The sequence below is a fragment of the Peribacillus muralis genome (assembly GCF_001645685.2).
GTDB lineage: Bacteria > Bacillota > Bacilli > Bacillales > DSM-1321 > Peribacillus > Peribacillus muralis_A.
The window spans coordinates 2,789,663-2,811,019 of the sequence record NZ_CP017080.1; the positions used below are offsets into that span (position 1 = coordinate 2,789,663).

Here is a 21,357-nt window from a genome sequence, read left to right on the forward strand (position 1 = left end):
TTTAATTTACCTCCTTATATAAACCTTCTAAAATGGCAGCTTCCATTACTCTTTTATTTTCTGCTAGACTTTCGTTAGGAAGGAACAAACTCGTACTTCCAGCGACTAACGTATCCGCTCCAGCTCTTACCAAGCTTGGGATTGTCTCCAAAGAAACTCTGCCATCGACTTCAATGCTTGTTTCCAATCCTTTTTCTTTTATCAAGCGATACAGATCTTCCACTTTTTTCACTGCATAACTTACTTGTTTTTCATTCTTATCTGTTGCGAATCCCGGATTGATTAACATCAATAAAACCGTATCACACTGTGGCAATACATAGTCCAAAACAGTTAATGGAGTTGCTGGATTAAGAGCCAATCCCACTTTCGTGTCATGTTTTTTTATTAATTGAATAAAACGATCAATATGTGTGCTCGTTTCTTCATGGAAAGAAATTTGTTGAACACCTATGTTTAGCATCTCTTGAATAAAATACTCATTATTAGTGGACATGATATGTACATCAAAATTCATATCCGTTATCTTTCTTAATTGTTTAACGGTTTCTATCCCCAATGGCATACTTGGACTGTACGATCCGTCAATGATATCTATGTGCAATGTTTCCAATCCTTCTCTTTCAATCTCCCTTACACTTTCTTCTAAATTGCATAAGTCTGCACACATAATGGAAGGAGCGATTGTAATATTATCTTTTTGCATGTTTATGTCTCCTATTTCTGCGTTTTTGCGCCTTTTTTCATATTATAAAGCGTTAACACGCTTTAGTAAAGCTTGTTTGTGCATATTTGTAATGTTTTTTGCCTGTTTGCTTAAACGTATGTTAAAATGAAAGAAATAAATGAAGGGGTAATTACACAATGCTAAAAGAAGAACGGCAACAAAAAATATTACAGATATTAGATGACGAGCATAAAGTGATTGCAAGTGATTTAAGTAAGCGCTTATCTGTTTCAGAGGATACCATCCGAAGAGATTTAAAGGAGCTGGATACTCAAGGACATATAAATAGAGTCCATAGCGGTGCCTTGAGAAAAGGGCCTCCTGTTGTGGATTTTTCAACAAGACAGAATATATCTAATGAAATAAAGGGCAATTTAGCACGAAAAGCGCTGGATTTCATTAAAGAAGGAATGGTTCTACTAATAGATGGGGGTACAACGAACTTACAATTGGTAAATCAACTGCCATTAACATTTAGCGCCAAGGTCATAACTAATAGTCCGCCCATTGCTATGGCACTTATAAATCATCAAAATATTGATGTAATTATGATTGGCGGAACCCTATTCAAGCAATCATTAGTTAACTTGGGAATCGACACGGTTGAAGCACTGCGCACAATGAGAGCCGATTTATATATAATGGGCATTTATAAAATCGATCCCCAATTAGGCATTAGTGTCCCAAGTCTCGAGGAGGCATTGGTCAAAAGAAAAATGGCTGAAATTTCCAATAACATACTTGGAATGGTCACTTCTGATAAATTAGCTACAATTTCTTATCAAATCATTTGCCCGACAAGTGATTTAACTTATTTAATAACGGAAAATGTCAATGAAGATATCAAAAGACTTTATAACAAACAAGGTATACATGTGATTGATTGATAAAATATGCCTACCTTCGCCTTACCTTTAAAAAAATATCCTTCCTTTGTTTTGAGATAAAGGCAAAAAAACCTGACTGGTCCGGAAACCAGGCAGGTTTTTCTATCTTCCATCAGTCGGTCTATTCAGATTGAATTGCTATTAGAAGGCAGCTTGTCCTTTTTTCTTCCTTTACGATCAAATTTCTTTCTTTTCCCCCACGGTTTTAAATAAGAAATCACGACTAAAAAAGTTAGGATCGTTACGCTGATTCCCATACCTAAAAATAGGATTTGCCGGCTCTGAAAGTAAAGGGGGTTTTGGAAGGGCTGCACATCACTCGAAATGATTTTCGGGAATAGGTTATGTACTACATTGCCAGTAATGGTTGATCCTAATAAGATGGCGAAGATGTTACCGACCCACTTGGTGATGACCCAATGATATGTCGTAAGTCCTCCCCAATTCGTTCGTAATGCGATCCAAATTCCTGTAACGAAGGCGCCCATTGCGCCTGGGATCGTTAAATAGTCGTCAAAATAACTGATGAATTTCAGTCCTGCAAGAATAGACTCTTTATCTGAAAAGGAAGCCATTGAAAACAGAACCACAAGTTGACCGGCAATGCCGCAGAAATACACAATAACAAAAAGGATATGGGCAATCACCCACCATCGTTTTCGTTTAATGGTCCATTTTTTTGTTACTTTTTTAGCGATGAATACCATTAATCCTATTAACAATAATAATATCGCTGCTACCCGTATAATAAAAATGACCATATGCTAGCCTCCCAAAAGTTTCAACTGACGCTTGAATAACATACTGCATTACAATTACGGGGGAACGGATTTCCAAATTCATCATCTTCCACCAAATGGAGAAATTAGGGTTTTAACACCGAAAATTATCCGAGGCTTCACATTCGATTTGTCGGGGCCGTTTATGCAAGTATCGCTGTCGGCGATCCAGTAAGTGGTTCGCTGTTTTTCCTCATCGGTTACATTTTAATAGCCGGTTCTTATATTTATCATCATAAAAAAGAAAATTCGCTTCAGTGAACGATAACGATCGTCATAACCTTGACACTTCAGTTAAAGAAAAAGCACCTTGATGGTGCTTTTTCTTTAACTAATTCCTGCATCATAACTCCAGATTGTTGAAGGTCATTGGTTAACCAGTAAGAAAAAAACTTGATTTTTCATTAAAGTGGTGGATTTTTCACGCCTAGATGAATCCAATCTTCTTTTGGCGGTCCATAGACACCAGGAGGCTTAATTCCTGCTTGGCGCATTAAAACCGTCATTTGCCCGCGATGATGAACGATATGCTTGATTAACCCCATTAAAATCTCAGCATTCGATTCTTGTCTTCCAAAGGCAGTCCGCGTTTGTTCGAGTGATTCGTCTGTCCATTGCTGTTCGATGATTTGGGCTGCCTGGGAGCTAATGTCCTTAAAGGTCGCCGCAATTTTCCGGGCTGATGCCGGGACGCTTTCTTCGTCCTCTACCCTATCCACCTTGAATCCGAAGTGAGTTAAATAATCAGGGATATTGGTTGTTACATGCCACGCAATTCTTCCTAAAGTGCGCCCTTCGGCATACACTTGTTGTGTTAAGGCATCATCTGTCAAGCTATCCAAAACATTTTGAGTTAAATTGGCTTCTTTATTCCATTCTTTAATAAAATCGGAAATTGAACGATACATACCTTTACCTCCTTATAATGAAACTGGATTGCTCAACATCGAAAACATACATTACAATATTTCATATTAAACGTTCATTCTTGAAAAAAACGCTTCAAATGCCGTTGTCGGATCGGCGAACCATTGAGCAATTTCGTTCGCTTTATCCTGATCCTGTGCACCCTGCATCAGTAATTGAACAACATGCTCAGGCAATGGTCCTGTCATCGCATTTGTCCATTCCGTTATTTCTTTTACGTATTGTTTCGTCCGCTTCCAATAAGATTCTCCCATTTCGCCGTCCCACTTGGAATGCTTCCATTCAATAAGGGTTTCATACAATTGTTCCGCACAAAAAGAAGAGAGATTACAGCCTTGACCAGTAATCGGATCATTTAGAAATACGCTGTCCCCGCAGCCTACCACGAGCTTATCATGAACCATGAGATACGGCTTCCTTATAACAGATGTTATCGCTGGATAGCCGTTTTCATCACATAACTTAAATTTTTCCATATCCATGCGCTTATAAACATGAGGAAAGAAACGTTGCACTGCATCACTCATTTTACAAGTGAATTCCTCTCCGTTTTTCATCCCTTTAAATACGTCCAGATCAGATTTTGGAATGGCCATGATGAATAAAATCGTAACAGGTCCCTGTTCAGTCATTGAGGGGATTTCAAACATATATACCTGCAAAATAGCCAACAATGCACTTTCGCTGCGGGGCTGGAAAGGGAGACAGCTCCGTTTCCAGCGGAAACGGAAAAAGAGGTCCATTTTTCCCGGTACAATCAATGATTAAATCAAATTTTTCAAGTTACGCTTTCGCACTTTCGTTATCCTCCTTTTCCCTTCGGAAGGAAACGCCTTTTTCGGCAAGAACTTTCATTGAATGGGCGTAAAACAAACGCTGATCAACAGATGATGCCGGCTCCTGCAACATACCTGCAAATAGTTTTTGATTTCCAATCGTAATATGGATGCTTTCAATCAGAGATTGTTCTTCCCATTTTGGCATGTTAAAACGTTCCTCACGTGACCTTGTCGATCCGAAGTGGACCTGGGTGGACATGATGCGTCCTTTCCTGATTTGCTCTGATGTATGACGTTCGATGACAGTGATATCAAATTCGTTCCTTAGGGCATATGCCAGGTGCAGCCCGGCTATACCGCTGCCAATGATGCCAATATTCTTTTTCTACAGACCATTTCCTTATCGGGAACAAATTTTTTTCATCATTCAGGAGCTTCCATGTTTGCTGCCTTTGGATGATAATCTGAACAGGTTTACAGCTTATGCTGGCTAACATTTCCAGCCTTCTATTTATTTTATTGGAGGCTGTTTTTCATGTAAATGGTTCTTTAGTGACAACATGGCAGGCTGAAAAAGTATTGAATTCAGCAATGGGACGTCCAAATTCTTTGAAACATCTCTATCGCTTATGTGAATTTTTCCTGTCGCCCAGTATAACGGGCCCTTCTTTTTGAATAGGCAAAAAGGTATATGAGAAGTGAATTATGCTATAATTAGAAAATGAAAAATTACTGAAAAAAAATATTATTCAGTAAATTAGACCTTTTGAGGAGTCGATGGAAATTGACAATTGATATCAGTAAAGAACAAACCATCTTTAACCACATTGGAAATAAAATCAAAACCGAAGATAGAGTGATTAATATAATTGCTAGAATGGAAGAACCACTAATCCTAATTTTAGGAAACGTTTTGAGTAATGAGGAATGTGACGAACTGATCGGATTGTCAAAAGACAAATTACATCGTTCCAAAATTGGCGATACACGCGAAATTAATGAGATGAGAACAAGCAGCAGCATGTTTTTTCAGGAAAATGAAAATGAAACCATTACCAGAATCGAAAAAAGAATATCAACCATCATGAATATCCCCAGTGAACATGGTGATGGCATTCAAATTCTTAAATATACTCCCGGCCAAGAATATAAAGCTCATTTTGATTTTTTCACTAGTAAAGAGACAAAGAATAATCGAATCAGTACACTTGTCATGTATTTAAATGATGTGGAGCATGGAGGGGAAACTTTTTTCCCTAAGCTGAATTTATCCATATCCCCACATAAAGGAATGGCCGTGTACTTCGAATATTTCTATAATGACCATGAAATGAATAAGCGAACCCTGCACGGCGGTGCACCCGTTATAGCCGATGAAAAATGGGTTGCAACCCAATGGATGCGAAGACAAAAAAGGTAACGTTTTAGTGGATTTCCCTGTTAAAGGCGGTACGGTTTTATGGTAGCTTTCGCCTTCAAAAAATATTTTTCCTATCATGTATATTACCCTTTACAATATCGAAACCTATGACTAGCAACACATTAAATTATTAGGAGCTGAAGACATGGCTAAGAATAACAACAGCAATCAATTGGTAGTTAGTGGTGCAGAACAAGCTCTAGAACAAATGAAATACGAGATCGCAAATGAATTTGGCGTAAACCTTGGTGCTGATACAACAGCACGCGCAAATGGTTCTGTTGGCGGAGAAATCACGAAACGTTTAGTGCAAATGGCTGAACAACAATTAGGTGGACGAACTCGTTAAACGAAATCATATGTACTGCTGGGGATAGTGATTATGCTATCCCTTTTCATTTTGTTCATTCCTCTTTAAACTCGATCTCCTTTTAGGGTATCTCCATCATCTCCTCCATATCAAACCTTTTCAGCAAAAAAAATTCAAACGGCCTTTCCCCGATCAGTATCGGAAAAAGGCCGCAGCTTGATTTTCATTTCATATGCTAGTTTGTCGAGGTTACGTTTACGAAAGCAATATCAAGACGGCATCCCCAGAATGGCTTTTGGCTCCAGGAATTCTTCAATTCCGTAATCGCCCCATTCACGTCCGATTCCTGACTGCTTGAACCCGCCAAACGGTGCTGAATAGTCTATTTTTGCATTGTTGACGGTTATCTGACCAGCCCGAATATTCGTAGCCACTTTTCTCAATTGCTCTGGGTCCTGGCCGAACACATACCCAGCTAAACCATAAATCGTATCATTGGCGATCTCAATCGCTTCGTCAATGGTTTCATACGTAAGAATGGACATGACGGGACCGAATATTTCTTCTTTGGCTATCGTCATATCGCTTTTCACATCAGAGAAAACCGTAATCTTCGTGAAATAACCTTTTTCAAGGCCTTCTGGTTTTCCTGTGCCTCCAGCGACAAGTACCGCCCCTTCGTCCATTCCCTTTTCAATGTAGGATTGGACCGTTTTCCACTGTCCCTCCGATACTTGCGGACCCATGAAGGTGGCCTCGTCCTGCGGATCTCCTACAGGGAATTCCGGAAGCACCTCTTTTATCGCTTCAATAAACTCATCCTGCATCGATTTAGGAATGATGGTCCTCGTTGCAGCCGTACAAACTTGTCCAGTATTCATCGCCACATTCAAAACAGCGGTTCGCGCGGCTTCTTTTACATTGGCGTCTTGTAAAATCACTAATGGGGATTTGCCGCCAAGTTCGAGTGACACTTTCTTTATATCCTGAGCGGCGTTTTCCATGATTTTTGAACCGACGCTCCCAGATCCAGTAAATGAAACAAAATCTATATCAGGGTGGGAGCTGATCGCTTCCCCAATGGTGGAACCAGAGCCATTCACTAGATTAAATACACCTTTTGGCATTCCAGCCTTTTCGAAGATTTCCGCGAGAATGATTGCTGTAAGCGGCGTCATGGCAGCAGGCTTCAATACGACTGTGCTTCCTGCAGCAAATGCACTCGCCAACTTCGTGCAAACTTGGTTGGCAGGGAAATTCCATGGTGTAATGAGTCCGGCTACACCAATCGCCTCTTTTTGGATGAAGGTGTCTCCGCGCTGTTCCGTGAATTCGAAGGTTTTCAGCTTCTCGGCCGCTTCCTTAAAATGCTGCAAGCCCATCTCATACTGAACTTGTTCACTTCGTGTAATAGGAGAACCTAATTCTTCTGTCATGACTTTGACAAGGTCATCCTTCCGATTTTCATATTCCTTGGCGATATTCTCCAATAACTTGATCCGCTCTTCTATTTGCATTCTAGAGAATGAAGGAAATGCTGCACGAGCCGCTTCAACTGCGCGGTCGACATCCTCCTTGGTACCCGAAATGATCTTTCCGATGACTTCTTCCGTAGCTGGATTGATAACATCAATCGTTTCCGACCCTGTAGAATCAACCCATTCTCCATTGATATACTGTTGTGTATAATTACGCATCTTTCCAGCTCCTTTATCTTGTATGGATTTATTTATATAGATTATTTTCCCTAAATTATTTTCAGTAAACCCTTAAACAAAATTTGAAATTTTGAATCAACCTTCAAGAACCCTTCTTTTTGACACGATTAACTACCGCCTTACTTAAGCCCCGTCGACGCTCACGCAAAAACCCCGTTCGGCTTTTCCCGAACGAGGTAGAAAAATAGATGTCAAAGTTCCAGCTAAAATCAAGCTATTCTTTGCCCCGATTTTATTCACGATGAATGGGGCTACGAATAGCATGCCTGCCTAAAAGAATACTTGGAACGAATTCTGATAACCGAATACCTCGTTCCCCATGGCAACTGACGGGAATAAAGATACGTAATATAGGGGAAATTGTTGATCATACACGGCATAGACGCAGGTCACTCCCATTACGTACAGCATCAAAAACCAAAATCCTTCAGTAAGAAAAGGCCGCCAACATCCTTCAAGGTTATGGAATCAGCTTTGACCATCTCGTAATCTGTCACTTCTATCTTTACAGACATGATGATGGCAACCAATATGATCGCTGATGCCGATGCCACCCAAAAATTGATATTCGGGTTCACGTTGAATTGCTGACCTGCAAAAAAGGTGGCTGTCTCCCATCCCAATGAACCCCACATTCTCGATTTGCCATATTCAAATCCATATTTCCGACTGACTTTTTCAATGTACGATTCAATGACACCAATTCCAGCCAAAAACGATACGCCTTAATAAATGCCCCCGACCACTGCACCTAAAATGAGATGGTATCGCAAGAGTGGTCCGTACACAAAAATAAAAAACGGTCCTACAAAGATGAGCAACATACTGATGAAGAACAAGATATTCTTCTTTAAACCTATCCTATCCGAAATATAACCATATATAGGTATAGGCTGCATGCATAAAGCGGAGATAGCATTCAGGGAGAAGATGATCCCTGTGGCTGACCCGTCCAAATGTATTGCTTGTCCCAACCAAATGGAAAATAACGCCTAACTGAAAGACCATGTGAAAAAGAAAAAATAGGCACTTAATTTCCAATAAAGCCTTTTTGAATCATTCCTTGTAATTGCCATATGATAGCCCCTTATACTTGAAAATTCCAACCTTATATCGGGAAGAAACAGCCACCGCCTGCATCGCTATTGATAAAGTTGCTTCATTCTCACTGAATGCTAATATGTGCACAGGTAATTCCGGCACATGCAAACCTACTTAATGCCAGTTCCCGAGCCTCCGAGGCCTTCCAAGATGTATCGTTGTGCCACGATATAAATAAGAATCAGAGGAATCGTGGATATCGTCAATACAGCCATGACCTGATTGATGTAAACTGGATCGGTACTATTGATGGCAGTTATCGCCACCTGGATAGGGAATTTCGACTTATCCGTCAAGACCATAAGCGGCCAGATATAATCATTCCAGCTTCCGATGAACGCCAATGTTCCAACTGTGGCGACAGCCGGCTTTGACATCGGCAGCATGATTCTCCAGAAAATCTGCCAATTGTCGGCACCATCCAGTTTTGCCGATTCGATAACTGATTCCGGAATCGCCATGAAGAAGTTTCTGAACAAATAAATATTGAATGCTCCTGCCAATGCGGGCAAAATAACCGCGAGACGCGTGTCCACTAAGCCGAGTTTGTGAATAATGGTAAATTGGGAGATTAAGATCGTTTCGAATGGTACGATCAAAAGCGCCAACAATATCCCGAACAACCATTTTTTCCCGCTGAATTTGAGTTTAGCGAATGCATACCCCGCCATCCCATTGATAATGATGGAGCCGATGGCCACACACCCGCCATAAAACAAACTATTGCCGATATAACCGATTAAATGAAAGCGTGATAGAACTTGACCATATGATACAAACCATTCCGAGATATGAAAGGATGGCAGGAAAGCCTTGAATGTATTCATATTATTGTAAACTTCCGCCTCAGGCTTCATCGAGGATGCTACCATCCAAAATAGCGGGAAAATGAATAGTATCGCTAACATAACCAAGCAAACGTATTCAAGAATGGTTAAGGGCCTGAATTTCTTCTGCATCAATCATCGTCCTCCTTGACCAGTTTTCGTTGCGCAACGGTAACTATTCCAATGATGGTACCAAACAAAAGCGCCATCGAACTGGCATAACCGACCATCCGATCCGTAAATCCCGTTTGATAAATGTAATAGACAACCGTCATGGTGGAATTCATCGGTCCCCCTTGTGTCATGACCATTGGTTGGACCAACAGTTTAAATGCCCCAATCAACGTTGTGATGAAGATGAACACGGAAGTCGGCTTCAATAAAGGTAAGGTGATGTATATGAATCTGTGCCATTTGTTCATCCCATCCATTTGTGCCGCTTCATATACATCCACCGGAATATTCTGCAACCCAGCCAAAAAGATCAACATCTGAAAACCTGCCCCTTGCCAAGCCGAAACCACAACAATCGTAAATATTGCCTGCTTCGGACTCGTTAGAAATGGTTGAGCCGAAATACCGATGTTTCTTAGTGCGTTGTTGATGATTCCCTCATTCGGATTCAGCAAATATAGCCAAAGAACGGAGATGACCACAAGTGACATGACGACGGGACTGAAGTAGGCCACTTTAAAAAACGTATTGGCCCTTCGTTGTTTATTTAATAGGAGGGCCATCCCAAGCGCTGCCCCTACCTGTAATGGAATGACACAAACTACGAATTTCAGTGTGTTTAACAAGCTTTTCAGAAAGATAGGGTCTTTAAATAAATTGAAAAAGTTATCCAGTCCCACAAATTTACGCATATCGGGTGTCAGTAAATAATAATCGGTAAAAGCATAATAGACTGCCATGATTGCCGGTATGACCAGGAACATCGACAAAACCAATAAAGCGGGCCCCAAAAACGCATATGCGATCATATTATCCTTCCAGTGGATACCACCCCTCAACCCTCTCTCCGATTTCATTACCGTGTAGGCCAAACCATTCGTTTTCCATCCCATTCTACTCATATATCCTCCCTCTAATTGGCCTTATCAACAGCTGTTTGCATTTCTTTCGCTCGCGCATCCAGAACTTTCTGAATATCGTGATTTTGATCATAGAAGCTGATATCATCGACCGCTTGCTGGAAGGCACGCGTCACTTGCGGATAAGCTGGTGTCACGGGGCGTGCGTGTCCTGTTTCCTTTAATTGCTTCATGAATACATTCATTTGCTCGGAAAATTCTTTCGACATAACTTCTTCGGAAGAAAAGCGAACTGGCAGTGCGGCAATCGAACGGCTAAGCTCTATATTGGATTCTTTGTTCGTCATCCAATCGACCAATTTTGCGGACCATTCTTTATTTTCCGAGGTTTGCGTCATGGCAAATTGCCAGCTTCCTGAAGGAGAAACCAATTTCTTCGTATTTGGTGAGACTGGATATGGCATGACACCATACTCCACTTCCGGGAAGTTTGTTTTCAAATCCGTCACTGTCCATACACCACTAAATTTCATGGGGTATTTTTCCGTTTCAAATGCTTGTTTGACCGGAGTCCGTGTCGTATAGCCTTTCTTTAGCATCGTCTGGATGAAATCCATAGCTTCAACGGTAGCAGCTTGATTGAAGACACCGTCGGCTTTTTTTCCATCCTTCGAAATAAGATCACCTCCAGCTGACCATACAAAAGGCGTCAGTGCATATGTCAGCATTTCATCTTTCGCTTGTAATTGCATATCGATCGATGGTTTTTTATATTTATCTGTTAGCGTTTTACAAAGCTCAAGGAATTGGGTCCATGTCCAAGGGGAATCGACGGTTGGCAGCGTTTTCAAATCGACTCCAGCCTCTTGAAGCATTTTTTTATTGTAATAAATGCCTACTGAGGATTCACTCACACCGATTGCATAAAGCTTGTCCTGATACGTTCCCTGCTGCTTAATACTTGGAAGCAAATCATCCTGATCTTTCACATATTCGTCCAAAGGCGAAATGACACCAGATTTGGCATATGCGGCTGTATTGGGCCCGTCCAAAGTGATGACATCAGGCAAGGTACTGGTCGTCAGCGCTGCATTCACTTTATCCTCATAGCCCCCGCCATTTCCGCTGCGCGGAATGAACTCGATTTTGGCTTCGACATGATCGGAGGCATACTCCTTGTTAAATACTTCAACACGTTTTTGGTAAACCTTTCCTTCTTCATTTTCATCCGAAACGTGGACCCACATTGTGATATTCTTTTGCCCATCGCCATCCACGCTTTCACTTTTGCTGCAACCAACCGCTACAACTAGCAATAATAGAGATATCCCGACAAAAAGTAATTTTTTCATGGCCTTTCATTCCCCCTTATTCATTTTTAAGATTCATGAGTAAAAGCGCTTTCAACTAGAATTTTATGTCAACCGGTACCACATGTCAATCGGTTGTCATGTTTTTTTTGAAAAATTAAAATTTTATGGTAAACTTCAAAAAAGAATGATGTTGGAAACTATTAAAAATATCCAGCCAAACTAGCTTCCTGTTAAACCATTACATGCTTCTTCGCAAAAACAAGGGACAGGTCGATATCGAAACGAAAAAAAGCTTATACAGTTACTATTTAAGAAAGATGTCTGTACAATATGAATGGACGTGTACTTTACAATGACAAGCGGGAGGAATGAAAATGAAGCCCAGCATTGATGATGTAGCAGAAGCTGCAGGCGTTTCAAGGACAACGGTTTCACGTGTCTTGAATAATCGCGGTTACATCAGTCAAAAAACGAAAGACAATGTATACAAAGCGATGAAGGAAATCAATTATATTCCAAACGATTTGGCTCGTTCCCTTTTTAATAAGCGAACCCATATCATTGGACTGATCGTCCCCAAAACGAGTAACCCCTTTTTCGGTGAACTAGCCTTCCACATTGAGAGCATTTGCGCTTCTTTCGGTTTTAAGGTGTTGCTGTGCAACAGTGTAAACAGAATGGACAAAGAGGAAAAATATCTTGAAATGCTTTTACGAAATCAGGTCGACGGGGTAATCGTTGTCACCTATAACAGAGGAATCATGAATTATCATCGTGAAAATTTCCCTGTCGTCGCGGTTGATCATTACCTTTCAGAAAAGATTCCGGTCGTTGGCTCTGATAATTATGACGGCGGAAAACAAGCTACCGAACTATTATTGAAAAAGGGCTGCCGACATATTATTCATATTAATGGCCCTATTGAGCTGGAAACGCCTGCAAACTTAAGAAGAAAAGCTTATGAGGATATCATGATGGAAAATGGAAGAACGCCCATCACATATGAAGTTTCCAATACATTTGACCAGCAGATCCATCGGGAGCTGATTTGTAAGCTTTTTGATGAGCAGCCCGAGGTGGATGGGATCTTTGCAAGCGATGATTTAATCGCGGCTTCCGTAATGGCTGAAGCTAAAAAACGCAATAAAGTCATCCCTTCGCAATTGAAAGTCGTCGGGTATGATGGCACGGAAACCGGTCAGATTTTATTACCGGAATTGACCACGATCCAACAGCCAATTGATTTAATCGCAAAGACGGCCATCGACATTTTATTGAAAGAAATTGAAGGCGAGTTCAACGATCTGCCGCTGGAAACATGCCTCCCCGTCACTCTCATTGAAGGAGGAAGCACGTAAAATCCATGACAGCCTACATAAGCAAAAAGCCTGTATCCGGAATGGATATAGGCTTTTTGCTTATAGATGAAAAAGGCAAGAATGTTTGATGGATACAACATATAATTAAAACTCCGTCACGTCTGTATCCGAATTTTCTATGGGCCTGGTTGATTTAATTTCAGGCGACAATTTCGAAGACTGAATTTTCCGTATCTTTTGGGTGCAATTCCTTACTACATATAACTATAGTTCCAGTCCTCAATAAAAGGCAATCGGTTTAAGTTGAAACGGTTATTTTCCTAAACCAGGATTCAGCTGTCGCTTTCAAAACGACATTCAGTTCTTCAATATTTCTCTTACCAGTATCTTGTAGCCAGATACGGCCTGCTTGTTCTCCGCCTATGGCAAAAGGTGGCACACCCTCTTTCCAGGTTGCCCGGCCACATAACACACCATTAAAGGTAGAACCAGATTCTTTGGCAAATTTCAATGTTTCTTGAAAGAGTTTTGCACTCACCCCAGCACTCAAGAAAATAAAGGGCAGTTCAGTTGCTTTACTTTGCTCATTGAAAAGAAAGGCAGCTTCTTCTTTACTGTGAACGGCTTCTTCCTCCGCATACCCTTCCACAAAGTTCATATTAACCGGAACCTCAACCTTCAATACATCTACTTGGTATTGGGGTTTGGAGAACTCCTTCATGGCCCCAATCACTTTATTCGGTTTGACTTTTGCAAATTCTTTACTTTTCACATCATCGTTTTTCGCATCATAAGTTATAATTTCCAAGAAAAATGGAAGATCTTCAGCCGCACACTCGGATCCAACCCGTTCCATATAAACATGTTTGGAGTTATTAATTTTATCTGCTTCATCGACATCATAATACAGGAGGAATTTGATCGCATCGGCGCCGGCTTCTTTCAAGCGTTTCACTGACCATTCCGGCAGTAAATCAGGTAGACGTCCCACGTCTGACGCATCGTAGCCTGTTTTTTCATAGGCTACTAATAAACCTGCGTTCTTGTCACGCACCTTTGCCGCTGGGATACCATATTCAGGGTCCAAAAGAATAGCCGTTGCAAAGGGTGTTAATTCCTCAGAAACCAACCTTTTGAAACGAATGATACCTTCATCTCCCACATGGCTAGCATTACCGGTTGCAATCATTTTCTTCAAGGAGCCACGTTGATCAATGGCCAATGCTCCAATCACACCATGTTCATCCGATAAACGTTTAAGAGCTTCCAATTTATTTTTTGTTAGGGCTAACATCGGCATTCTCCTCTTTAATACATTTTTTCAACTTTTACAAAGTTGAAGAACTGTTTAAATTTGTCTTTATTAATATAGCCGGTTCTGGCTTCAATGGTATTTAACATCCCTGTGGTCATAGCCGTTTTCAGCACATTGTCCACAGTTTGATTTCGGTTCAGGGCCACAGCAAATCCGGCAACGGTGGCATCTCCCGCCCCTACTGGATTGATCGCATTTATTTCTGGAATCGTAACCCGGTAGTAATCAGCCCCGTGCTTGACAAAGGCTCCCCTACTACCCATGGACACGACAATCCATTCAATCCCAGCGAAAATCTTATGGTTTAACGTTTGTTTCAAATCCATGATTTCAGCTTCCACTTCGAACCCCAGCAACTGTGACAATTCCGCGGTATTCGGCTTGATGGCAAAAGGTTTTTTCTTTTGCATCAAGACTTGTTTTAACGATTCTCCTGACGTATCGACAATCACGCGTTTCCCTTTTTTATGACTGATTTCAACCATTTCACAGTAATAGTCAGTAGGTAAGCCTTTGGGTAGACTTCCTGAAATTGTTACTAGGGAAGCATGAATTATCAAACCTTCAAATTTTTCTAGAAAAGCTATTCCTTCTTGCTCTGATAATGTCGGTCCAGATTCTAAAATTTCGGTTTGCATTCCTGCATGAAGGATGGCGATACAATTCCTTGAATCACTTTCAATTCTCAAAAAGTCATTTCGAACATTACTTTCATTTAATTGCTGAACAATATAATCGCCAACCGTTCCGCCTAAAACACCTGTTGACATGACATCTTCTTTCATTTGTGAGATTACTCGGGCAACATTCAAGCCCTTTCCACCAGCCGTTTTTCTTACCGTTTCTACACGATTGACATCATCCAATTCAAATCGATTTAACGAATAGGAAATATCGACCGAAGGATTCATTGTTACAGCTACAATCATCATAATCACTCTTTCCGGATGTTGTTAAGGCTTGATAACGACTGTCACCATTCAAACTAGCTGGATCCAATAAGATAAAGCAGCCTACCCCTTTTTCAATTTACTCCCATTCGTTTTCGATTTGAACACTTATAGCAGGAGCATCACTTCCATCTAAATGGCTTATACCGTAATAGCTATACCCCATTGGATACCTTTTTTGATGGCATCTCTCAAATACAAGGACCTGCCTGCTAAAATTCCACCTTCATTTCGGGCAGCTCCATCTTTAACTTCTATAGGATATTCTGCGAGTAGATAAATCCCTTCAGACGTACGTCAGTATCATACAATCAGGAAAAAACAAGGTTGACATGCCAAATTCTATAAAACTACTAAAAGCTCAAGGACATATCATTTACTTATACTCGTACAGGGTTACCCCTTTTACAACACGGTTGACGGTGCCTGTCGGTGAAGGTGTATCAGGTGTATTACCGACTTTTATGGAAGCAAGTAGTGAGACAGTTTGCCCAACCATGACAAATGGTAATGCCAGGTAAGCATCAGGTACGGACTGAGCGTCACAGTTAAATAAAAATGTGTTCCCGGCATATTTGGTTTTTCCATCAACTTCAATGGCACAGATGTAGTTAGCAATGTTATCACGCTGCAATTCATTTAACAGATCCAAATCATATTGACGTGTATAAGGATGATTCGAAACAAAAACAAAAACCACCGCCTTTCCATTGACAAATGATTTGGGTCCATGACGGAATCCTAATGGGGAATCGAATGCTGTTACGATTTTGCCTGCTGTCAGCTCTAATATTTTTAACTGAGATTCCCTCGCCAAGCCTTCCAAGCACCCTGATCCAAGATAAATTATCCTTTCAAAATCATGATCGATAATTTTTTGGATATCTTCTTCTCGCCCGATAACACTTTCGCCCATTTGAGAAATCCTTTGTACAAGTGATTCCTTTTCCTCCAATGGCAGCGGATCAAAAACGAGTAATGCTGATAGCGTCATGCATGAGTAGCTTCCTGTCATAGCAAATCCTTGATCATTCGCTTTTTCGGGCATCAACAATAAAAGATTATCTTCGTCACCTTTTGCCCTTCTCGCTAGCTCTCCATCATTTGCACAAGTAATCGTTAACTGGTAGAAATTAGTGATAATACGCTCCGCTAATTCTACGGCAGCCAAGCTCTCAGGGCTGTTGCCACTTCGAGCAAATGAAACCAACAAGGTTGGGATATCAGCTTTTAGAAATTCATAGGGGTTAGACACCAAAGTGGTAGTTGGGATATTCAGTAATTCCCACTTTTTTTCATTCATTTTCCCTTTTAAATAAGGTGTAACCGTATCACCGACGTAGGCAGAAGTTCCCGCACCTGTAAAAATGACACGAATCCGTTCATATTGTTCGGCTAATTTTTGTAAAAATGCTTGAATTTCTACACGTTTCTTTTTATACAATGAATAGGTTTCATCCCATAAAACAGGTTGTTGCTTGATTTCACCTGTTGTAATCGATGCACCTAACGATACTAATTTTTCCTTATTAAGTGTAAACATCCTTAACACTCCTCTTTTCATGATCGTCCGAATACGTGCAATCCTGCCCCAATGACGCCATTATCTTGCTTCAATGTACTGATGCTCATCTGTCTTAAAATATGTTGTTGTTCAGGTAAAAGGTAACTTCTTAGCTTTCCTTTAATTAACTTCAGCAGAAAGGGGTTATTAACGATGACACTGCCGCCGAAAACCATTTTATGTGGATCCAATAAACAGGAAATCGCATATAGTCCTTGAGCTAGGTTGTCAGTCACCTCTTCGATGACAGGTAGGTAATCACAAGCCCCCTTTACATAGCCTCCAAAGACTTCTTTAGTGGAAATTTGGTCGATTTGCAATTCCATTTCCGCCAACTTTTTAATGGCAGGTCCAGCCGCCACTTGTTCCAATCGCCGATTTTCCTTATCGTTCGCCTTAGAAAGTACTGGTATTAACCCAAGTTCCCCGGCAAATCCCGCCCCCCTGAAAAATGTTCCATTTTGTATGATGGAACAGGAGATGCCGGTACTAATAGTCACATAGACAAATGTTTCATTCCGCTTTTCCTGTACAACCTTCCACTCGGCATATGCTGCCATATGGACATCATTGTCAATGCTTATCCGTTCAATGCCGAATTGCTCTCGCAATCGAGCGATGACGGGGAATTGTTCCCAAGGTAGATTATTTTGAAAAATAGCGATTCCATTCTCACAATCCACTTTACCTGGTACACCCACACCGATACCCTCTATATCAGCCAAGGAAAAAGAGGTTTTTTTAAGAAGTTGCTCCACTGCTTCCAAGACTCTAGCAAACATTTTTTCCCGATCTGATGGATCACTTTCAACCTCCTCACGCATTAGCATTTCTCCGGATTGTGTTATCATCCCCGCTGCAATTTTAGTCCCTCCAATGTCAATGCCGATTGCCTTTTTCATTTTCCTGCACCTCATATCCCTCTCCAACGTCTACTTTTCCAATTCAAGCTGTTACTTTCAAAAGGAGCCAGCTATTTTTCAACTTTCATACCCATCGGTTGGGTTGTTGGTATAAGTTGTTCTTGTAAAAAACTCCTAGCCAAATACTACGAGTTTTTTATACTTATTTACCGCCAGTTACTGCAATTCCTTCAATGAATTGTTTTTGTAAGATGATGAATAAAACGAGCATGGGCAGTATAGCTAAAAAGGAGCCAGCCATAAGTATAGGATAGTTCGTTAAATACTGACCTTGAAGAGATGACAATCCAACTGAAAGTGTCATTGATTCAGGAGAACTGTTCACAATCATTGGCCACATCAATTCATTCCAGCTCCAAAGAGTCGTGAAAATACCCAAGGCAATTAAACCAGGTTTGGCAAGAGGAAGCATCACTTTCCAGTAAATTTGGAAATGGTTACAGCCATCGAGTCTTGCTGCCTCTTCTAGTTCTTTTGGAAGGCCCATAAAGAATTGCCTTAGCAGGAACGTACCGAATGCACTGAACATTCCTGGGACTATTACCGCCTGTAATGTATTCAACCAACCAAGTTTAACCATAATCATATATTGTGGGAGTAAAAACACTTGCCCTGGTACCATTAAAACGGATAAAGCTAACAAAAACAGGATATTCCTGCCAGGAAATTCAATTCTCGCAAATGCATATGCGGCTAACGAACACAAAAATAATTGCCCTGCTGTCCGTACGACCGTAATTATAACTGTATTAAACATAAATTTGAAAAATGGCAGAAGTCCAAAAATTTCTATATAATTACCCCATTGCAAATCCTTCGGAAATATAATGGGCGGAACGTGAATGGACTCAGCATACGTTTTTAAGGAGGTTAAGATCATCCATAAAAAGGGTGTGACCATTGCTATTGATCCCAAAATAAGGACGAAATGGATAAGAAATGTTTTACTTGTCACAAGCTGCCTCGTTTTTTCCACTGGCTCTACCTCCTTTAGTCATAGTGAACCCATTTTTTCTGTAAGACCATTTGGACTGCAGTGATAATCAAGATTACTATCAATAATAGAACAGCGATTGCTGCTGCATATCCTTTATCGTTTAATACAAATGCGTGCTGATAGAATAGATAAACAACTGATTGCGTACTTTCCAAGGCTGTACTGCTTTTACCAATCATCATGAAAATCAGATCAAAAACTTGAAAAGCGCCAATTAAGGACGTGATACTCACAAAGAAAATTACAGGGGAGAGAAGCGGCAGTGTAATATTGAAGAATACCCTGAACGGGCCAGCTCCATCCATTTCAGCAGCTTCATAATAGGACTTCGGAATTCCTTGTAATCCGGAAAGGAAAATGATCATGTTGTAACCGATCCCACTCCAGATTGCTACGACAATTATCGAATATAAGGCAATTTTCGGATCACTCACCCATTGTGGGCCCTTGATTCCGAATAGAGACAAAAGATAGTTTAGCAGTCCGTAATCAGAATTGTATAGCCATTTCCAAACCATTGCGATGGCAGCTGGCATGGTAATTACGGGTAAGAAATATAATGTGCGATAAATGGATTTCCCTTTAATATTTTGGTTCAGGAGTACAGCTATTAGTATCGATAGGAAAATCCCGAAGGGAACAGTAAGGATAATATATATCGCTGTATTCTTAAATGATTTTATGAGGTTTGTATCCTCTAGCATGCGCTTATAGTTATCCAGCCCCGTCCACTCATATTGTCCAAAGGCTCCCCATTCGGTGAAACTAAAGTAAAAGTTCTGAAAGATGGGCCAGAGATAAAAAATGAACAAGCCTAACATGGTAGGAGCAATCATGAGATAAGCCCAAAAAAAGTCTGAACTTTTCCTTGTCTTCGTTAAGTTAGTAACCTTAAGTTTTGTATTCGCTTTAACCTCGACCTGGAGAGGATGTTCCTGCACCGTATTCACTCCTTTTATGTAAAGAAGAGAAGAAACATCTTCCCTCCTTCAATTTTTCTATTTCTTTGATAGTGCCCCATTTGCCTTGTTTGTTAACTCTTTTACGGCATCCTCCACACTTACTTCTTCGCTCCAAACCTTTTTTAGAACATCCGTTTCATACTGCCAAATTTCTCCTGTGTTTTTAACACTAGGCAGCGGAACAGAATAATCAGCGCCATCAATAAAGGCTTGAAGATTTATACTGGGAACGGCTTGAACCCAAGCCTCTTGTGTCCCATTATAGGCTGGAATGACCGTCCCTGTTTTGGCAAATATCTCTGCCGCTTTTTTAGAACCTAGGAATTGGGCAAACTTCCACGCAGCATCTTTATGCTTTGTGTTAGCCGCAATAACATTGGCTAGGCCATGAATGGCAACTGCACGCTGTTTTCCTTTTGGCACGACAGCAACATTTATATCTGGATTGTCCTTATACTCTTGTAACATCCATGGGCCATCGAACATCATCGCTACTTTTCCAGAAGAGAATAATTCGGAAGCGGCTGTTTCTGTCATTTGGGCTTGTGTGGGAGATAATCCTTCCTTTATGAAACTAGTATTATAATGAAGTGCCTCAATCGCTTCCGGTTGATCGAATCCTACAGACTTTTCATCGTCAGAAATGATATAACCCCCATTTTGCCAAATGAAATCATAATAACCACCTTGGTTGCCCATTAAAGCTGCATAACCCCAAATACCTTTTTTATTATCTGTCAGTTTTTCAGCGTTTTCCTTTAACTTATTCCAATCCCAGGTGTCATCTGGATATGGCACACCTGCTTCATCAAAGATTTTTTTGTTATACCATAAGCCTGTTGTATCAAAATCTTTTGGTATACCATATATATCTCCTTTGACAGTATAAAGATCAATTAAAGATTCCGGATAATTATCCAAGCTATAGTTTTCTTTTTTTGCAAGATCGGTAAGTGGTAGAATTACCTTTCCCTCAGCATATTGTTGAACATGGGCACCATTCATCCACATAACATCAGGCAACGCCTCACCAGTGGCAGCAGTTTCAAGTTTTTGAAAATACTGACCGTAAGGAGTTATCTCCTTTTTGACTTTAATGTTCGGATATTTTTCGTTAAATGCTTTGATAACTTCATCTATGGCAGAGACTTGCTTCTTATCCCAAAACCCATACGTGATTTCAACATCCCCGTCCCCTGAGGCTGCGTCCTCATTACTACATCCGGCTATTACCATTAATCCTAAAATCGCTGTCAAAACCATTAGTGGCCATTTTTTCATCATATTTCCCTTCCTTTTAATAAAGTTTAGTAGATTTCTTAAAACGCCTAGGACATGATGGTTTTATGCACAGTTCCACTTTGGTAGCCCTTACATTTCCTTCATCCCTTTATCCATTTCTACTAGCTAGCCGATAAATAGCTACAAATGCTGATAGCTTACCACCCCCACTAAATAAAAAAGTCTCAGAAATAATTTTTCATTTCAGCAAATGACTTCTTGTT

At 40.6% G+C, this 21,357-nt stretch carries 22 protein-coding genes and 1 pseudogene; 4 read left to right on the forward strand and 19 right to left on the reverse strand.

Annotation, left to right across the window (positions count from 1 at the left end):
- Position 1: 1 nt before the first annotated feature.
- Positions 2-706, reverse strand: coding sequence for a ribulose-phosphate 3-epimerase (locus tag ABE28_RS13515; RefSeq protein ID WP_064462812.1), 705 nt, complete (start codon positions 704-706; stop codon positions 2-4).
- A 158-nt stretch (positions 707-864) separates the two neighbouring features.
- Between ABE28_RS13515 and ABE28_RS13520 the strand changes: the two genes are divergently transcribed.
- Positions 865-1,614 carry a DeoR/GlpR family DNA-binding transcription regulator gene (locus ABE28_RS13520; protein ID WP_064462813.1) on the forward strand — a complete coding sequence of 250 codons (750 nt, stop codon included), beginning with the start codon at positions 865-867 and terminating at the stop codon, positions 1,612-1,614.
- Positions 1,615-1,739: 125 nt separating this feature from the next.
- Here the strand turns inward: ABE28_RS13520 and ABE28_RS13525 are convergent, their stop codons facing one another.
- The 6 genes from ABE28_RS13525 to ABE28_RS13540 form a co-directional block, all read right to left on the reverse strand.
- A complete protein-coding gene (locus ABE28_RS13525) occupies positions 1,740-2,375 on the reverse strand; it encodes a hypothetical protein (protein ID WP_064462814.1) in 636 nt (211 codons plus the stop codon).
- Positions 2,376-2,797: 422 nt separating this feature from the next.
- Positions 2,798-3,301, reverse strand: a complete 504-nt coding sequence (locus ABE28_RS13530; RefSeq protein ID WP_064462815.1) for a DinB family protein — start codon at positions 3,299-3,301, stop codon at positions 2,798-2,800.
- Between the two features lie 66 nt (positions 3,302-3,367).
- On the reverse strand, positions 3,368-3,970 hold the full coding sequence (locus ABE28_RS25785; RefSeq protein ID WP_257390585.1) for a styrene monooxygenase/indole monooxygenase family protein: 603 nt from the start codon (positions 3,968-3,970) through the stop codon (positions 3,368-3,370).
- Positions 3,963-4,085: a styrene monooxygenase/indole monooxygenase family protein gene (locus tag ABE28_RS26110; protein WP_373921345.1), complete on the reverse strand. Its 123-nt coding sequence runs from the start codon at positions 4,083-4,085 to the stop codon at positions 3,963-3,965. The genes ABE28_RS25785 and ABE28_RS26110 overlap by 8 nt, the downstream gene beginning before the upstream one ends.
- Before the next feature lie 18 nt (positions 4,086-4,103).
- The gene (locus tag ABE28_RS25790) at positions 4,104-4,475 is read right to left on the reverse strand and encodes an NAD(P)-binding protein (RefSeq protein ID WP_306807341.1); all 372 of its coding nucleotides are present in this window, start codon (positions 4,473-4,475) and stop codon (positions 4,104-4,106) included.
- Positions 4,411-4,596, reverse strand: a complete 186-nt coding sequence (locus ABE28_RS13540) for a hypothetical protein (protein WP_064462816.1) — start codon at positions 4,594-4,596, stop codon at positions 4,411-4,413. The genes ABE28_RS25790 and ABE28_RS13540 overlap by 65 nt, the downstream gene beginning before the upstream one ends.
- A gap of 287 nt (positions 4,597-4,883) precedes the next feature.
- Here ABE28_RS13540 and ABE28_RS13545 point away from each other — a divergent pair, with 287 nt between their 5' ends.
- Together ABE28_RS13545 and ABE28_RS13550 are read left to right on the forward strand one after the other, a co-directional pair.
- Complete coding sequence (locus tag ABE28_RS13545) at positions 4,884-5,519, forward strand: 2OG-Fe(II) oxygenase (protein ID WP_064462817.1); 636 nt, start codon at positions 4,884-4,886, stop codon at positions 5,517-5,519.
- A gap of 145 nt (positions 5,520-5,664) precedes the next feature.
- On the forward strand, positions 5,665-5,868 hold the full coding sequence (locus ABE28_RS13550) for an alpha/beta-type small acid-soluble spore protein (RefSeq protein ID WP_064462818.1): 204 nt from the start codon (positions 5,665-5,667) through the stop codon (positions 5,866-5,868).
- A gap of 230 nt (positions 5,869-6,098) precedes the next feature.
- Here ABE28_RS13550 and ABE28_RS13555 read toward each other — a convergent pair whose 3' ends face one another.
- The 5 genes and pseudogenes from ABE28_RS13555 to ABE28_RS13575 all read right to left on the reverse strand — a co-directional run bounded on the left by ABE28_RS13555 (position 6,099) and on the right by ABE28_RS13575 (position 11,861).
- Positions 6,099-7,526 (reverse strand): aldehyde dehydrogenase family protein, encoded by a 1,428-nt coding sequence (locus ABE28_RS13555; RefSeq protein ID WP_064462819.1) that lies wholly within the window; start codon positions 7,524-7,526, stop codon positions 6,099-6,101.
- 180 nt (positions 7,527-7,706) lie between these two features.
- Positions 7,707-8,623, reverse strand: a pseudogene (locus ABE28_RS13560) (oligosaccharide MFS transporter); the annotation flags it as partial.
- A 135-nt stretch (positions 8,624-8,758) separates the two neighbouring features.
- On the reverse strand, positions 8,759-9,607 hold the full coding sequence (locus ABE28_RS13565) for a carbohydrate ABC transporter permease (RefSeq protein ID WP_064462820.1): 849 nt from the start codon (positions 9,605-9,607) through the stop codon (positions 8,759-8,761).
- Positions 9,607-10,551: a carbohydrate ABC transporter permease gene (locus ABE28_RS13570; protein WP_083232088.1), complete on the reverse strand. Its 945-nt coding sequence runs from the start codon at positions 10,549-10,551 to the stop codon at positions 9,607-9,609. Before ABE28_RS13570 ends, ABE28_RS13565 begins: the two co-directional genes overlap by 1 nt.
- Positions 10,552-10,562: 11 nt before the next feature.
- On the reverse strand, positions 10,563-11,861 hold the full coding sequence (locus ABE28_RS13575) for an ABC transporter substrate-binding protein (RefSeq protein ID WP_064462821.1): 1,299 nt from the start codon (positions 11,859-11,861) through the stop codon (positions 10,563-10,565).
- Between the two features lie 335 nt (positions 11,862-12,196).
- Here ABE28_RS13575 and ABE28_RS13580 point away from each other — a divergent pair, with 335 nt between their 5' ends.
- A complete protein-coding gene (locus tag ABE28_RS13580) occupies positions 12,197-13,180 on the forward strand; it encodes a LacI family DNA-binding transcriptional regulator (protein ID WP_064462822.1) in 984 nt (327 codons plus the stop codon).
- 259 nt (positions 13,181-13,439) lie between these two features.
- On the opposite strand, the gene lacD is transcribed toward ABE28_RS13580, so the two are convergent.
- From lacD to ABE28_RS13615, 7 genes are all read right to left on the reverse strand, one after another.
- Positions 13,440-14,435, reverse strand: a complete 996-nt coding sequence (gene lacD, locus ABE28_RS13585) for a tagatose-bisphosphate aldolase (RefSeq protein ID WP_064462823.1) — start codon at positions 14,433-14,435, stop codon at positions 13,440-13,442.
- Positions 14,436-14,449: 14 nt separating this feature from the next.
- On the reverse strand, positions 14,450-15,385 hold the full coding sequence (locus ABE28_RS13590; RefSeq protein WP_064462825.1) for a hexose kinase: 936 nt from the start codon (positions 15,383-15,385) through the stop codon (positions 14,450-14,452).
- Positions 15,386-15,782: 397 nt separating this feature from the next.
- A complete protein-coding gene (gene agaS / locus ABE28_RS13595) occupies positions 15,783-16,949 on the reverse strand; it encodes an AgaS family sugar isomerase (protein ID WP_064462827.1) in 1,167 nt (388 codons plus the stop codon).
- Between the two features lie 17 nt (positions 16,950-16,966).
- Complete coding sequence (locus tag ABE28_RS13600; protein ID WP_064462829.1) at positions 16,967-17,872, reverse strand: ROK family protein; 906 nt, start codon at positions 17,870-17,872, stop codon at positions 16,967-16,969.
- Positions 17,873-18,035: 163 nt separating this feature from the next.
- A complete protein-coding gene (locus ABE28_RS13605) occupies positions 18,036-18,794 on the reverse strand; it encodes a carbohydrate ABC transporter permease (protein ID WP_156775949.1) in 759 nt (252 codons plus the stop codon).
- 89 nt (positions 18,795-18,883) lie between these two features.
- A complete protein-coding gene (locus ABE28_RS13610; RefSeq protein ID WP_064462833.1) occupies positions 18,884-19,831 on the reverse strand; it encodes a carbohydrate ABC transporter permease in 948 nt (315 codons plus the stop codon).
- Positions 19,832-19,888: 57 nt separating this feature from the next.
- Positions 19,889-21,133 (reverse strand): ABC transporter substrate-binding protein, encoded by a 1,245-nt coding sequence (locus tag ABE28_RS13615; RefSeq protein ID WP_064463630.1) that lies wholly within the window; start codon positions 21,131-21,133, stop codon positions 19,889-19,891.
- Positions 21,134-21,357 lie beyond the last annotated feature (224 nt).

Bases quoted from the DNA above. Each gene is read 5' to 3' on its own strand.
- ABE28_RS13600 (WP_064462829.1), bottom strand. From the start codon at position 17,872: ATGAAAAAGGCAATCGGCATTGACATTGGAGGGACTAAAATTGCAGCG.
- ABE28_RS13540 (WP_064462816.1), bottom strand. From the start codon at position 4,596: ATGTTAGCCAGCATAAGCTGTAAACCTGTTCAGATTATCATCCAAAGG.
- ABE28_RS13555 (WP_064462819.1), bottom strand. From the start codon at position 7,526: ATGCGTAATTATACACAACAGTATATCAATGGAGAATGGGTTGATTCT.
- ABE28_RS13615 (WP_064463630.1), bottom strand. From the start codon at position 21,133: ATGAAAAAATGGCCACTAATGGTTTTGACAGCGATTTTAGGATTAATG.
- ABE28_RS13520 (WP_064462813.1), top strand. From the start codon at position 865: ATGCTAAAAGAAGAACGGCAACAAAAAATATTACAGATATTAGATGAC.
- ABE28_RS13605 (WP_156775949.1), bottom strand. From the start codon at position 18,794: ATGGTCACACCCTTTTTATGGATGATCTTAACCTCCTTAAAAACGTAT.
- ABE28_RS13550 (WP_064462818.1), top strand. From the start codon at position 5,665: ATGGCTAAGAATAACAACAGCAATCAATTGGTAGTTAGTGGTGCAGAA.
- lacD (WP_064462823.1), bottom strand. From the start codon at position 14,435: ATGTTAGCCCTAACAAAAAATAAATTGGAAGCTCTTAAACGTTTATCG.
- ABE28_RS13570 (WP_083232088.1), bottom strand. From the start codon at position 10,551: ATGAGTAGAATGGGATGGAAAACGAATGGTTTGGCCTACACGGTAATG.
- ABE28_RS13530 (WP_064462815.1), bottom strand. From the start codon at position 3,301: ATGTATCGTTCAATTTCCGATTTTATTAAAGAATGGAATAAAGAAGCC.
- ABE28_RS13515 (WP_064462812.1), bottom strand. From the start codon at position 706: ATGCAAAAAGATAATATTACAATCGCTCCTTCCATTATGTGTGCAGAC.
- ABE28_RS13590 (WP_064462825.1), bottom strand. From the start codon at position 15,385: ATGATTGTAGCTGTAACAATGAATCCTTCGGTCGATATTTCCTATTCG.
- ABE28_RS13525 (WP_064462814.1), bottom strand. From the start codon at position 2,375: ATGGTCATTTTTATTATACGGGTAGCAGCGATATTATTATTGTTAATA.
- agaS (WP_064462827.1), bottom strand. From the start codon at position 16,949: ATGTTTACACTTAATAAGGAAAAATTAGTATCGTTAGGTGCATCGATT.
- ABE28_RS13580 (WP_064462822.1), top strand. From the start codon at position 12,197: ATGAAGCCCAGCATTGATGATGTAGCAGAAGCTGCAGGCGTTTCAAGG.
- ABE28_RS25785 (WP_257390585.1), bottom strand. From the start codon at position 3,970: ATGTTTGAAATCCCCTCAATGACTGAACAGGGACCTGTTACGATTTTA.
- ABE28_RS13565 (WP_064462820.1), bottom strand. From the start codon at position 9,607: ATGCAGAAGAAATTCAGGCCCTTAACCATTCTTGAATACGTTTGCTTG.
- ABE28_RS13575 (WP_064462821.1), bottom strand. From the start codon at position 11,861: ATGAAAAAATTACTTTTTGTCGGGATATCTCTATTATTGCTAGTTGTA.